We start from the raw sequence: 13,388 nt of genomic DNA on the forward strand, positions 1-13,388 counted from the left end.
TCCGGGGGTAACAGCGATCGGAAGGTTGTTCTGACCGCGTAGTGGTCCAGTGTGAGATTAGTCGTTTTATATCAAATAACGGAGGTGAATGGTTTGGATTGGGGACGGGCGAAAAATGTATTGATCTATGCCTTCCTGCTGCTCAATCTGGTGCTAGGTTACCAGATCTGGATGGATGCACGGGAGACGGCCGGAGCCAATCTGGACTTCACCTCGCTGGCTGACAATACACAGCAGGCGATGGAAGAGAAGGGCATTCAGGTGCTGGCACCAATCCCGAATGAAACGCCGAAGCTGCCCAAGCTGTCCTATGAGTTTATAGAAGAGGACAAGACGGGGATTCAGATCGATCTGGACAAGCCGGTGGACAGCAAGCTGATCTTCTCGCAAAGAGAGCTGGCGGACGTGCTGGCGGATGAAATTCCGCAGATTGGCACGTATCGGCTGGATCAGCTGATGACGGAGGATGGGGCGTTTGTGCTTCATCCGCTAGTCGATGGGAAATGGCCGCTCTTCAATGTCAGTCTGGAGCTGTTCTACAGCGATCAGAAAATTACGGGTTACCGTCAGACTCCGGTGCGGATTACAACCGCAGAGGAGAGCGATCAGCAGGTGCTTCCGGCGCCCAAGGCGCTGGGAACGCTGATCGAGAATTTTTTGCCAAACGATGCAATTGTCAAAGACATTCAGCTGGGCTATTACGGCCAGTTGTTTAATTCCGATATACAGGTAGCGATGCCGGCATGGCGGTTCGTGCTGGAAAGTGGCGAAGTGTTGTACGTGCAGGGCATCAGTGGGGATGTATTCAGTCCCAAGACAGACAAACCAGGGGAGTAATGCGTTATGGGGATATATTTTACCGTGTTATCCAGCGGTTCGACAGGGAACGCCACAGTTATACAGCATGGGGGCACGTCCCTCATGATTGACGCGGGCCTTAGTGCGAAGCGTCTGGAAGCTTTGTTTCAGGAACGGGAGATTTCGGGAACGGAGCTGGACGGGATTCTGGTTACACATGAACATTCCGATCACATTAAAGGACTAGGCGCGATGTCTCGGAAATATAATTTACCAATCTATGCAAATACGAATACGTGGGCGGCACTGGAGAAGTCGGTTGGGGCCATTCCAGAGGAAAACCGGAGGGTGTTCGAGACGGGAGAGCAGCATGATTTTGGCTCCTTGCGTGTGGAATCCTTTGGCATTTCTCATGACGCAGCGGAGCCTGTGGGATACACGTTCGATGATGGCAGCGAGAAGCTCTCCGTCGCAACGGACCTTGGCTATATGAGCGACAAGGTTCGCGATGCGATATCAGATTCCGATGTGCTTGTGTTGGAGGCGAATCATGATGTCGAATTGCTGCGCATGGGGCGTTATCCATGGAACACCAAGCGCCGCATCTTGAGTGACATTGGGCACTTGTCGAACGAAGCGGCAGGGGCAGCGCTCAGTGAACTAATGAACGGACGCATCAAGCGCACGTATCTGGCACATCTCAGCCGGGACCATAATATGATGGACTTGGCGAAAATGACGGTGCGTGAAGCGATGGAAAGCCGGGGCTGTTTTTATAAGGATCATGAGTTCAGACTCTGTGATACCTATTATGACCGTCCTACGCCATGGGATAGGGTGGGTGAGCCATAAAGCTGTCGAGCTCGGCGGCTTTACGCTCCACTTCCTCACGGGTCAGAATGCCTTTGTCGATCAGCAGCTCGATGATCGTGCTTAATGCTAGGGTATTACGATAATGTTCTTCCTTGAGATCGGCCAGCTTGGCCGCCATATGAACCTCATCCATGGCTGTGAGAGTACGCGTGCGTTCCATAAGTGAATCCTCCTTCTATGAACCTTCGAATTAGTCTTTTACTATTATTGTAGTCAGGCTGGATGGAAAACATTCCTCTTTTTGCCGCTATAATTTAAGCTGCGAGGCGTGTATGCTGAAGTCTGTGGCTTTCTGGGCCCAAAAAAGTTCTTAGGAAATTGGAAAAAGTACGCTTAGCGAACCGGGTTTTGTGGTGATAGTTACTATGGACGTTTTATTGTAGGTCCGTTATTGATAAACCTGCTTTAGCAGAAATTTGCGTCAATCTTCGTAATTATGCAACTTTTTTGAATTTGGCGTGTTTAGTATATATGGAGCCTTGTAAGAGAGGCTTGTTTGCTCGGGAAGTTGGCATGTCGTAGAATGCTAGAACGTTGCTGGTAGATTCATAGACAGGATGGGAGTGTCCGTTCTGCTGTACATAGACGCTTCATTTCGGGATAGCGGGGATGCAGCGATATGCAAAACAACCTTGAAAAAATGCTAGAAAGCATGGAAAACCGTTGGGGTCTTCACGTAACGGAGACGACAGAATGAACTTGGAGAAGCGAATCGAAAGGTTCATCTGTCGGCAGAGTGGGCTATGTGAGAACACCATCGTTGGCCATGCCACAATGATCAGGCGGCAGTCAGGATCTGGATGCGTGACAACGAAGGGGAGAGGATCACGATGGGATTGTTCGGAGACGATTTTTATTCAACCAAAGTATCAAGACGCGCCGAGCCTGTACAGAAAGGCAAACTTCAGATTATCCGCCCCGGTGGACGGGATCGCTGGCAAAATCCGCGCCGATCGCGCTCGGGCATCAGCTCCACCGTGAAGGTGGCAGTCATTAGTTCGGTAATCAGTTCCATCGTGACCGTCACGCTGTTTAGCTTCATCATGCAGCCCGCATCTGTTCCTCTGGCCAACGCTACAGGCAATGGCGGGAACGGAGGTAACCTGCAGGCCGCGCAGGCGGCTGATCCATATGACCGGATTATCCAGGCAGCAGCCAAGGTGCGTCCTTCGGTCGTGAGCATCGTAAACCATAAGACGGGTAGCAGTCTATCCATGGAAGATTCGGCGCTTGGATCAGGTGTCATTTTCAAGAAGGAAGATGGCAAGGCCTATATCATGACCAATCATCATGTCGTTGAAGGGGCAAGTGATCTGGAGATCGTGACCGTCGAGGGCGAGACACACAAGGCGAAACTGGTCGGCAAGGACCGCGTAAGCGACATCGCAGTCATGTCTGTTGAGGATGACAAAGGCATTGGGCCAGTAGCGGAGATTGGCGATTCCAGCAAGCTTCAGCGTGGCCAGACAGTACTCGCTATCGGGAATCCGCTTGGCTTGGGTGGTACGCTGACTTCCGGTATTGTCAGTTATACGGATCGGATCCTGCCCGTGTCCATTAACCAGGATGGTGTATACGACTGGGAGCAGAACGTAATCCAGACGGATGCAGCCATCAACGAAGGCAACAGCGGTGGCGCACTCGTTGATCTGAACGGCAAAGTGGTCGGCATCAATACGATGAAAATCTCGGATACAGGCGTTGAGGGCCTGGGATTTGCGATTCCGATGAATGAAGTGATGAAAACTGTCGATTCACTGCTGCTGAGCGGCAAAGTGTCCCGTCCATACCTGGGCGTGTACACCGTTGATCTCAGCAATCCATATGCACCACTGGATGACGAGCAGCGCAAGGATCTGAAGCTGCCATCTCACGTCGATAGTGGTGTTGTGGTGCTCGAAGCATCTGGTCCGGCATCCGAAGCGGGTCTGAAGCTCAATGATGTCATTACGGAATTTGATGGGCAAAAAATTACCTCTACGCTGGATCTTCGGAAATATCTGTACGATAAGAAGAAGATTGGCGACACCATTGAAGTCACCTTTTATCGGGACGGAAATGCCGAGAAGGTTTCCGTGAAGCTGACCGATAAACCGGAGTAAAGGTAATCGGAAATGAATTTGGGCGAGAAGTCCCCTGCTCGTGAAAGAGGCAACACATCATTCATTTGGAATGGTGGAACCTTCTGACACGAATCGGGGACTTTTTTTGTTTTCTTTCCGAATAAGCGGATTGAACCAGAGCCAAAGTCTCAGTTACAGAAGGTGTAGGCTATGATAGACTATTTTAAAACGTGCCAAGGGTGCACGATTGTGCGAGTAACATGCATTTGTCGTGGTTGGGTTGAAAGATCAATTGGCAAGAAGAGGAGCTTATTCAATGAAACATTTGATGAAAAAATCGCTCGGAGGAGCGGCTTTACTACTATCACTATCCGTACTCTCTGCATGTGGATCTGAGGTATCTTCCTCTGGGTCTGCGGATAACAGCGGTTTGGAGGGACGAATTGCAAGTCTGGAGAAGCAGCTTGCTTCACAAGGTGAGAAGAGTATAAAGCAGGATGAGAAGATTGCTGCGCTGGAGAAGAAGCTGGAAGAGCTGAATAGTACGGTAACAGCAGTAAATGAAGTGGGTGGGAATGATTCTGCTGCTTCAGGTATTAACGGATCTGCCGGCAAGGGGGATGGCATACGGATTACCTTTGCTCAATATGAGAAGCTTGAGGTAGGCATGACGTATGATGAAGTGAAGGAGATCGTCGGCGGGGAAGGCGAAGCCCTGAGTGAAGCGGAGAATACGGTCGTCTACAGTTATAAGGGAGCTGGCGATACGGGAGCCAATGCGATTTTGGCGTTCCAGGGTGGCAAGCTGCTGACCAAGGCACAATCCGGATTGAATTAAGAACGTTGGACTGGAGATTGAATGCGTTGAAACATAGATAAGCGTTATTGTATGGAATCATTGGAGCGTTCTCTAGGGACACGGTATAGTGTCGAACAAGAACGCTTTTTTGGTTTGATTTTTGCCGGTTGGGGAAGATTATTGGGGGTTAAACACGATAAATGAGGGATAGGGGTTTCTTTTCCACCCCAGGTGTGATAGAACAGAGAAGTGGCTATCCTATATGGATAAGCGGTTGTGAATCGGGAGCATAGCTGGTTACAGAAAGGATGCTTGAACGGATGTACGTTGTATGCAAAGAACACGTGGACATTGCCATCGACATGTTTGTCGATGAGTATGAGGACGCTCCGGATATTGTTGATCTGAAGGAGACGGAATTTGCCGATTGGGACCCGCCTGCGAAGTGCGCCGAGTGCGAACAAAAGGCTGAGTTTCTCGTCGTCTAGCGTACTGTGTAGGCATCCGCAGCAGAGGCGTCCCTTATGGACGCACTCGCTCGCCTGCCATCCGGTATGAACATCAAAGGCAAGAAGCAGGGAGAGCGTGTCGGAACGCTCTTTTTGTGTTTGTGGGAGAATGAGGAGATGGCGGTATGTGCTGTCTGCTGTCTGTGGGTGAAGTCGGGTACGGAGAGTCATTCTTTGAAGCGTAATGTAAGGAACCTGAGGCGTTTTAAATGGGTTGATTTGGGCCGATATGTGGGTAGACACGCTATTTGCCTGAAATGAACTGTATAGAGTCCTTATTTCCTCGTATTAAGGTGTGTGAGGTTCGCTAGCGGCGCATTAATGTGTACTTGAGGCTGTATAAGGTGCTTGAGGTTCATAAGAGGATGCGGGTTTCATTATTGAGAGTATAGGTGTGGCGAAGCACCATTCATAAATAGATACATACGGGATTGGATCATGAGGAGGAAATGGTTTTTATGTTTATTCAGATTATTGGCGTAGGCAAATTGAAGGAAAAATATCTGACGCTCGGCATTCAGGAATATGCCAAGCGTCTTGCCCCGTACATCAAGTTTCAGATGATCGAGGTCGCAGACGAGAAAGCGCCCGACACCCTGAGCGAAGCTGAGGTTCGGGCGGTGAAGGAGCGCGAGGGTGAACGCATCCTCGCGCATGTGAAGAGCGAGGCGCATGTCGTTGCGCTCGCATTGGACGGCCAGCTCTGGAGTTCCGAGGAGCTGGCAGCGGAGATCGACAAGCTCGGCACGTATGGGACGAGCCATGTCGTGTTTGTCATCGGAGGAAGCCACGGGCTCTCCGATGAGGTACTGCGCCGCGCGAAGCAGCGACTGAGCTTCGGGCGCATGACCCTGCCGCACCAGTTGATGCGGCTGGTGTTGGTGGAGCAGATTTATCGCGCGGTGAAGATCAATCGGAATGAACCTTATCATAAATAGGGCGCAATTTTTGTTACAATGTAGACTAGGGTTAGCAATAAGGGACGGTGATTATCATGGGAAGAAAGCAGGCTTTTACAAAATCAGAGTTGCTTGACCAAACCAAGAAAGTGCTTCTTGAATATGGTTACGAGGGGTTCCAACTTAAATTGCTATCGAAGAACCTGGTTGGGGCAAGAAGCACGATCTATCAATATTTTTCGAATAAAGAAGAGATAGTTGCTGCATGTATGAAACGGTCAATGGAAAGTGTACTACAGAAGGCGTTGGCTATTGATGAAACGGATTGCATGATTGCCCTCCAACTACTGCTGGATATATATCTGGAGGAAGCCAGCTTCCATCAATTGTTTGGATATGCTCATAAAATAAATAAAGCCAATTCTGTGGCTGCAGCCAATGATCTTGAATTTGTTGAGCAGGCACACGTGACTTTGAAAAATCAACTGGAGCAGTTGTTTATTCGTGCTCAGAAAGAGGGACACTTGAATCCGAGCATCCCGCTCCCTGCCATTATTGGTGTCTTTTTTACCCTTATTGATACACCCAATATGATGAATATTCCTATACCTCAATGGAGTAAGCTATTGTACCAAATATGGCTGGGCGGGGCAGGAAAGAGATAAGAAATTATATATTTGACACGCGCGTCATATAAAAACTATACTATATGTGACACGTGTGTCAAATAAATTCTATATTAAATTACGTGCCAAGGGATAGAGATATTTAATTTGACACGAGTGTCAATTAAATAGGTTGAGGAGATGAATGATATATGTTTTTGGCACTAAAGGAACTGAGGCACAGCAAAACAAGATTTTTGATGATTGCGATCATCTTTGTGCTAATTTCTTGGTTGGTGTTCATCCTATCAGGGTTGGGGAATGGGTTATCTACACTTGCTGCCTCGACATTTAAGACCATGAAGGCTGATTATGTAGTTTTCGAGCAAGGATCCAAGGCTTCAATGAGTAAGTCTTTATTATCTAATGATTTGTCAGCAGAATTAACGGAGATGCCGAATGTAAGTGCTGTTTCACCTATGGGAACGATGATGGCATCCGCAATCAAAGGGAATAGCACCTTGAATGAGGATAAGGTAGATATAGCGATTATCGGAATCGAGCCGGGGAGTTTCCTTGAACCGGCGATTGTGGAAGGTACGGGACTGACATCCGACCAAATGAACAAGGTCATTGTCAATGATACGATGAGAGATAAAGGATTTAAGCTAGGGGATACCTTCCAGCTAGATGGTTCAACGGAATCGTTGACGATTGTCGGCTTTGTCAAGAATCAGACGTACAATCATGTAACAGCTGTATTTATTCCTATTGAAGAGTGGCGTAAGCTTGCATTTGCAGCACCAGGCTCCGATAAGGGAATCACAGAACCCGTCAATGCAATTATGCTTCAAGGTAAAGATATTGATCCGAATGTCATAAATGAACAGCTTCCGGGTACCGAGACAGTTACTCGTGGAGAAGCGGTGCAGGGAATGCCTGGATACAAAGAAGAGAATGGCACCATCATGATGATGCTTGTATTCCTGCTTGCAATCTCTGCATTCATCATTGGCGTATTCTTCTATGTATTCACAATGCAGAAGTCCAATCAGTTCGGGGTTATGAAAGCGATCGGGGCGAAGAATGGATTCCTAGGTAAAGCTGTCGTCTCACAGGTGTTTGTCTTGTCATTCTCAAGCATTATTGTGGGCATCTTATTGACATTTGGGACAGCGGCAATTATGCCTGAAGGCATGCCATTCATGCTGGATACGAGGATGGTGTTCACCTATTCCGTTGTATTGCTGGTGATCTCATTGCTTAGTTCGTTAGTATCCGTCCGCACGATTTCAAAAATTGATCCGCTTAAGGCACTTGGGAGGGTTGAGTAATGACTAAAGGCTTACAAATAACAGCAGCTTCAAAATATTACAACGAAGGATTAAATCGTAATACGGCATTAGACCGAGTATCCATAAAGGTGGAGCCAGGTGAGTTCGTCGCAGTAGTAGGGCCGTCCGGATCTGGAAAAAGTACCTTTCTATCCATCGCGGGCGCGCTGCTTAAAGCCTCTGAGGGAGAGATTATACTAAAAGGGAAGGACATATCGAAGCTTTCAAGCAACGAGTTATCCGATATGCGGCTGCATGAAATTGGGTTTATTATGCAGGCTTCGAATTTGGTACCTTACCTGAATGTTCTGGATCAGCTGCTTGTCGTGAAGAGAATGTCGGGCAAGGTTCGTGCATCAGATAAAACTACGGCCACTAGGTTGCTTGAAGAGCTTGGTCTAGGAGACAAGCTGAAGGGCTACCCCGAGGAGCTGTCCGGGGGCGAGAAGCAGCGTACCGCTATTGCCCGGGCGTTAATTAACGATCCCGCTGTTATATTGGCAGATGAACCTACAGCAAGTCTGGATACCAAGCGTGCTCATGAAGTTGTCTCCTTGATTGCCCATGAAGTGAGAACTCGTGGCAAAGCGGCGATTATGGTGACACACGATGAGCGTCTGCTTACTTATTGCGACAAGATATACCGGATGGAAGATGGCAAGTTATCTCTAGCAGAGCTGGAGTCTATCCATTAAGGATTATGTGAAAAATCATTTTCATGCCACATACACTAGTTTAGGATTAATTTCTGTTCTTGTTTTACTGCCACCATTCAGTCTAAGATGTGCCATAAAGTTCTTTATCGTAAGCTGTTTAATACCAAGAGACGCCGGAAGATGTCCACGTCTCTTTTTTCTGTGTTCTGAGGTTAATTTATCGAATATATTAAGAAATACAAGTGAATTTCCGATAATTAATATGCAGTTATATGTCATGAATCGACATTTATCAACATTTTCTTAGAAAAGGTGATTTAATATATGTTTTCACCGTTCCAAAAGAAGAAGAGTAGACTTGAGCAGCAAACGAGAGAGGACCTTGGCATGAAGAGGGACTTGGACGAGCCGCAAGAGGAAGTATTACTAAATTCGAGTACTTCCGAAGTGAAGGAAGAGCCTTCAGGTTCTGTTTTAATAAATAAGGCCCATATGGACAAAAGCTCGCTTGATCTATTATTCGCCGTAGAGCAGATGATTAAGGATAAACAGCATGTTGAAATGAGTCATAGCGATGTACAGGATCGACTAAACCATGCGAACGGACAAAATGATCGCTTGAACAGAGACCTAAAGAACTTGGGCAAGGTCATTGAGGAACGGGAGAAGAGCATTTTGGAGCTGGAGCGGAAATTGGCCGATAAGAACCTGAAGGTTGATCAGATGCTGGAAGACTATCGGGAGCTCCAATCGAATATGTCTGGTCAGAATGAGGAGCTAAAAGGTGTCATTGAACTCGAACGCCAGAATTATGCTGGCCTGCTTCAGAAACACAATGAGATGATTACCGATAAGAATAAGAGAATCAGCGAGCTTGAGGAGAAGAATGTCCGATCTGAATCCGAGCTCACTCAAATGAAGCAGAAATTCGATACTCTTCGCCAGGAGAAAACGCATCTGCTTAATGTGGTAAATGACTTTACGAACAGACTGACATCTCCGTTTGCATCGAACGCTGGAAAAACCGAGGAATCTCCAAACGATTAAAGTGATGCCTGATCGGAAGAGAGGACGAGTGGTATGGAGACATACATTACGCAGGTAATAGAGCTGTTATCTCTTGGGAAGACCGCGGATGGTGTACATCAGATCACGGTCGTTGTGACCCAAGAGGATAGGCAAGCTACATACGAAATGGATATTGATGAGTTTACATATCATGGACTTGAAGTGTTACAGCCCATGAATGGAGACAGGATCCGACTCTCTCCTTATGCCAAGTGGGATCCTTACCGAAATACCCTGTATAGTTCCATAATCAGATCCACAGATGTTTCCCGGGATGTGCAGTATTTTGCGTGCAGTGAAGCATACATAAATGAAATAAAGCGGATCCGGAACTTTCCGTCCGTAGTGATGGAAGATGGAGGGCAGGGAGACAGCATAGAGGAACCCGCTCAGCAGCGGACGCACCTCCTGCGGCAATTCTCTGTACACATGCCTAAGATACTCGTTCTGTTTCTGTTCACTGCCGGCTTGCTGATTGTTCTATCTATCACTTCGAAAGGGAATGACAACTCTGCAGATTCATTTAGCAGTCCAGTCGGAGTGGCACAGGCAGAGGAAAAGACAGATGCTCCAAAATCAGCGGTGGATCCTGTATCTATAAGCAATACATACAAGTCCAAAGTCACCGATGCGGCTGCGAGAACGGAACAATTGGTCATAACTCAAGTATCGGATCGGCCTAGTACCAATCAAGCATCCGTTGAAGTCATCAATATTGATGAAAAGGAGTCCTTCTTTGGTTTATCCAAGGGGTATGTGGCTTTAACCTTTGATGATGGACCTTCCGCGCTTACGAAGCAGTTTGTGGACATTCTGACAGAACAGAAGGTAGCGGCAACTTTCCTATTCGTAGGGCAGAAGGTGAAACGCAATCAGGACGCCGTTATCTATGCAAGTGAACATGGAATGGCGATCGGAAATCATTCCTGGGATCACAGCTTGCTTCCGAAATCTACACCTCAGGATCAGAGCGAAAGCTTGTCGAAGACAAACAGCGTTATAGAATCACTGACGCATAATACGGTTACGTTGTTCCGACCACCATACGGTGCGATGAACAACGAACTTGTCTCTGAGGTCAAGAAGATGAATATGAAGACTCTCCTATGGAATCGGGATCCAGAGGACTGGAATGCGAAGAAGCCAGAGGATATTATTCGGTACTTTCACCAGGTGGAAGCTGCTGGGGGCGTATATGTGCTGCATGAGAACAAGAACACATTAGAAGCACTTCCAGCTATTCTTGAACATTTAAAAGAAAAGAACTTGAAGTTCGTCATCTTCCAATAAAATAGACCTGCTTTCCTCTCTATAAATCTTTCAAAATTTTTACATCCATTTGATATAATTCGCGATTTTTATCACTAGATTTATGTTAAAATATCTCAGGATCAGAAATTGGAGAGGGGTTTTTTAACGCATGTCATGGAAAAAAGTTTTGGGGAAAAGCACTATTCGTGTGGCAACTACTGCACTATTACTTACTCAACTATTCGGCGCGGTAGGTCCTGTCTCTGCTGCAGGCACAGATGTAGAAGTACACTTGATCGGAATTAATGACCTGCATGGTCAGCTCGATACCACATCAATGGTTGGGGATAAAAAGGCAGGAACAGCTCCAATTCTAGCTACATATCTGAAAGAAGCTCAAGCCAAATATGAACACTCCCTACTCTTCCATAATGGAGACTCTGTTGGTGCATCTGCTCCAGTCTCTTCTTTGGATCGGGATGAGCCTACGATGGAATGGATGAATATGATGGGCTTCGATGTAGGTTCTCTCGGCAACCATGAATTCGATCAAGGCATTGCTGCATTGAAAGCACAAATCTTTGGTGGCCTTGATCCAAAAGAAGGCAAAGTGACTCATGCGGGCGCAAAATTTGATTATGTGAATGCAAATGTCATCGAGACTGCCACAGGCAAAACATTGATCAAGCCATATGTGATCAAAGAAGTGGGCGGCGTCAAAATCGGATTTATCGGATTGGTGACGAAATCTACACCGGCCAAAGTTTCCCCATCGGGTACAGCAGGCGTGCGTTTCCTAAGCGCTGAAGAAGAAGTGGAAGCGGTTAATAAATATTCAAAAGAATTGCAAGATCAAGGTGTTGAAACGATCATCGTTCTGGCCCATGATCCAGCAACAACCAAAGAAGGCGTAACTACTGGAGAAGCAGCTGATTTGGCAAAAGCTCTGCCAGCAGACTCTCCTGTTGACGTAATCGTTGCAGGTGACAATCACGCTTTGGCTAACGGTGAAGTGAATGGAAAATTGATCGTTCAAGCGTACTCTTATGGTACAGCATTTGAAGATATTAAGTTGATGATTGACCCGACGACTGGCGATGTAACCGAAAAATCTGCAACAGTGACAACTACTTTCCAAGAGGGTGTAAAAGAAGACCCTGAATCTTTGGCAATTATAAAGAAATCATTGGACAAGCATCCTGAGCTAACCAAGCCAGTAGGTACAACAGATGGTTCTGTGACTCGCACAGATGCTTACAATAACGAGGCACCTCTAGGAAACCTCATTGCAGATGCAATGCGTCAAGCAGACTTTGGCGATAACGCAAGCGAAGCTGACTTTGCATTTATGAACCCAGGTGGTATTCGTGCAGATCTGCCAGAAGGGGATGTGACTTTTGCTGATCTTGCTAAAATCCAACCGTTTGGTAATACGCTTGTAAAACTGGAGCTGACGGGTGAGCAAATTCAAACCTTGTTGGAACAACAATGGGGAACCAATGCGGATGGTACGCCAAACACCAAAACCCTACAGATCTCTGGTTTAAAATACACAGCAAATTTCAATAAGCCAGTTGCAGAACGTGTGACTAGTCTTAGCCTTGAAGATGGTACGGCTATTGATCCTGCCAAAACATATACAGCTGTAGTGAACAACTTTATGGCAGCAGGTGGAGATAACTATAAAGTACTGGTGGATGCTAAATCATCCCTGGCTGGCCCTATCGATCTGGATGTATTCTATCAATACATTGTAGATGCATATAAAGGCGGCGCGATTGAGGCTAAAACAGAAGGACGCATTACGAACATCGCTGCACCTGCAGAGCAACCAGAAACACCGGTAACAACAGAATTCATTTCCCGTGCTGAATTTGTAAGTGCGCTAGTAGACATGTTGAAACTAAACGAAGTTGCTACAGCACCAGCATTCAAGGATGTGGCTGCTGACGCGGCATATGCAGATGCCATCGCTGAAGCTGCTCACGCTGGATTCATTCAAGGCTTTGGTGGCAACTTCAACCCTGACCGTGATATCACTCGTGAAGAAGCAGCTACTATTCTTGCTAAGTTGTTGAAAAATCCAGCTTCGGATAAAGATGCTGCTGCGATTATTGCTGGTTTCAAAGATGGTAAATCCGTATCTGCCTATGCAGTTAAATCCTTGGCACAATTGATTGAGCAAGGTATTCTCGGAGCGGCAGAGAACAACTCACTCGAGCCGAAACAAGGCCTCTCCAATAACGATGCCAAAGCTCTCATTCAAAAAGCAGTGGCAGCCAAAGCTTCATAATATAGAACGTATTCAAACCATATTTTAAGATAAGAAGACACATCCTTTTTGGAAAATAGCTCTTCTCTAATGATAAACCTCGAATCTTCGAAAGGTTTTATCTGGGAGAGTACTATAACTCCACTAAGGATGTGTTTTTATTATGCTTTTATATGAACGGATAGGAATTTCAAGAGATAAGATCACTTCAGAAATACAATCCAGAAATAAACTCCTTCAAGCCATAAATCCCCTCAATTC

At 46.6% G+C, this 13,388-nt stretch carries 13 protein-coding genes; 12 read left to right on the plus strand and 1 reads right to left on the minus strand.

Annotated elements, in window-relative coordinates; translation table 11 throughout:
- Window positions 1-93 precede the first annotated feature (93 nt).
- A complete protein-coding gene (gene yycI / locus ABIC22_RS09970; protein WP_095290591.1) occupies window positions 94-837 on the plus strand; it encodes a two-component system regulatory protein YycI in 744 nt (247 codons plus the stop codon).
- 6 nt (window positions 838-843) lie between these two features.
- A complete protein-coding gene (locus ABIC22_RS09975) occupies window positions 844-1,650 on the plus strand; it encodes an MBL fold metallo-hydrolase (RefSeq protein ID WP_354480513.1) in 807 nt (268 codons plus the stop codon).
- Here ABIC22_RS09975 and ABIC22_RS09980 read toward each other — a convergent pair.
- Window positions 1,619-1,831: a hypothetical protein gene (locus ABIC22_RS09980; protein WP_095290595.1), complete on the minus strand. Its 213-nt coding sequence runs from the start codon at window positions 1,829-1,831 to the stop codon at window positions 1,619-1,621. The genes ABIC22_RS09975 and ABIC22_RS09980 overlap by 32 nt on opposite strands.
- A gap of 670 nt (window positions 1,832-2,501) precedes the next feature.
- On the opposite strand from ABIC22_RS09980, the gene ABIC22_RS09985 reads away from it, so the two are divergent.
- The 10 genes from ABIC22_RS09985 to ABIC22_RS10030 all read left to right on the plus strand — a co-directional run bounded on the left by ABIC22_RS09985 (window position 2,502) and on the right by ABIC22_RS10030 (window position 13,148).
- A complete protein-coding gene (locus ABIC22_RS09985; protein WP_127537588.1) occupies window positions 2,502-3,773 on the plus strand; it encodes a S1C family serine protease in 1,272 nt (423 codons plus the stop codon).
- Between the two features lie 277 nt (window positions 3,774-4,050).
- Window positions 4,051-4,572 carry a hypothetical protein gene (locus ABIC22_RS09990; RefSeq protein ID WP_246058170.1) on the plus strand — a complete coding sequence of 174 codons (522 nt, stop codon included), beginning with the start codon at window positions 4,051-4,053 and terminating at the stop codon, window positions 4,570-4,572.
- A gap of 281 nt (window positions 4,573-4,853) precedes the next feature.
- The gene (locus ABIC22_RS09995) at window positions 4,854-5,021 is read left to right on the plus strand and encodes a CxxH/CxxC protein (RefSeq protein WP_068964251.1); all 168 of its coding nucleotides are present in this window, start codon (window positions 4,854-4,856) and stop codon (window positions 5,019-5,021) included.
- A gap of 479 nt (window positions 5,022-5,500) precedes the next feature.
- Window positions 5,501-5,980, plus strand: a complete 480-nt coding sequence (rlmH, locus tag ABIC22_RS10000; protein ID WP_095362209.1) for a 23S rRNA (pseudouridine(1915)-N(3))-methyltransferase RlmH — start codon at window positions 5,501-5,503, stop codon at window positions 5,978-5,980.
- A gap of 56 nt (window positions 5,981-6,036) precedes the next feature.
- On the plus strand, window positions 6,037-6,606 hold the full coding sequence (locus ABIC22_RS10005) for a TetR/AcrR family transcriptional regulator (RefSeq protein ID WP_127537659.1): 570 nt from the start codon (window positions 6,037-6,039) through the stop codon (window positions 6,604-6,606).
- Between the two features lie 152 nt (window positions 6,607-6,758).
- The gene (locus ABIC22_RS10010) at window positions 6,759-7,880 is read left to right on the plus strand and encodes an ABC transporter permease (RefSeq protein WP_354480516.1); all 1,122 of its coding nucleotides are present in this window, start codon (window positions 6,759-6,761) and stop codon (window positions 7,878-7,880) included.
- Window positions 7,880-8,575 carry an ABC transporter ATP-binding protein gene (locus ABIC22_RS10015; protein WP_354480518.1) on the plus strand — a complete coding sequence of 232 codons (696 nt, stop codon included), beginning with the start codon at window positions 7,880-7,882 and terminating at the stop codon, window positions 8,573-8,575. The genes ABIC22_RS10010 and ABIC22_RS10015 overlap by 1 nt, the downstream gene beginning before the upstream one ends.
- Window positions 8,576-8,923: 348 nt before the next feature.
- Window positions 8,924-9,583 carry a hypothetical protein gene (locus ABIC22_RS10020; RefSeq protein WP_354480520.1) on the plus strand — a complete coding sequence of 220 codons (660 nt, stop codon included), beginning with the start codon at window positions 8,924-8,926 and terminating at the stop codon, window positions 9,581-9,583.
- A 33-nt stretch (window positions 9,584-9,616) separates the two neighbouring features.
- A complete protein-coding gene (locus ABIC22_RS10025) occupies window positions 9,617-10,894 on the plus strand; it encodes a polysaccharide deacetylase family protein (RefSeq protein WP_354480522.1) in 1,278 nt (425 codons plus the stop codon).
- 130 nt (window positions 10,895-11,024) lie between these two features.
- The gene (locus tag ABIC22_RS10030; RefSeq protein WP_354480523.1) at window positions 11,025-13,148 is read left to right on the plus strand and encodes a bifunctional metallophosphatase/5'-nucleotidase; all 2,124 of its coding nucleotides are present in this window, start codon (window positions 11,025-11,027) and stop codon (window positions 13,146-13,148) included.
- Window positions 13,149-13,388 lie beyond the last annotated feature (240 nt).

Source organism: Paenibacillus sp. PvP094, assembly GCF_040546835.1.
In the GTDB taxonomy this organism is placed as follows: Bacteria; Bacillota; Bacilli; order Paenibacillales; family Paenibacillaceae; genus Paenibacillus; species Paenibacillus illinoisensis.

Coding starts and splice junctions, on each gene's coding strand:
- ABIC22_RS09975 (WP_354480513.1), top strand. CDS start 844: ATGGGGATATATTTTACCGTGTTATCCAGCGGTTCGACAGGGAACGCC.
- ABIC22_RS09980 (WP_095290595.1), bottom strand. CDS start 1,831: ATGGAACGCACGCGTACTCTCACAGCCATGGATGAGGTTCATATGGCG.
- ABIC22_RS09985 (WP_127537588.1), top strand. CDS start 2,502: ATGGGATTGTTCGGAGACGATTTTTATTCAACCAAAGTATCAAGACGC.
- ABIC22_RS09990 (WP_246058170.1), top strand. CDS start 4,051: ATGAAACATTTGATGAAAAAATCGCTCGGAGGAGCGGCTTTACTACTA.
- ABIC22_RS09995 (WP_068964251.1), top strand. CDS start 4,854: ATGTACGTTGTATGCAAAGAACACGTGGACATTGCCATCGACATGTTT.
- rlmH (WP_095362209.1), top strand. CDS start 5,501: ATGTTTATTCAGATTATTGGCGTAGGCAAATTGAAGGAAAAATATCTG.
- ABIC22_RS10005 (WP_127537659.1), top strand. CDS start 6,037: ATGGGAAGAAAGCAGGCTTTTACAAAATCAGAGTTGCTTGACCAAACC.
- ABIC22_RS10010 (WP_354480516.1), top strand. CDS start 6,759: ATGTTTTTGGCACTAAAGGAACTGAGGCACAGCAAAACAAGATTTTTG.
- ABIC22_RS10015 (WP_354480518.1), top strand. CDS start 7,880: ATGACTAAAGGCTTACAAATAACAGCAGCTTCAAAATATTACAACGAA.
- ABIC22_RS10020 (WP_354480520.1), top strand. CDS start 8,924: ATGAAGAGGGACTTGGACGAGCCGCAAGAGGAAGTATTACTAAATTCG.
- ABIC22_RS10025 (WP_354480522.1), top strand. CDS start 9,617: ATGGAGACATACATTACGCAGGTAATAGAGCTGTTATCTCTTGGGAAG.
- ABIC22_RS10030 (WP_354480523.1), top strand. CDS start 11,025: ATGTCATGGAAAAAAGTTTTGGGGAAAAGCACTATTCGTGTGGCAACT.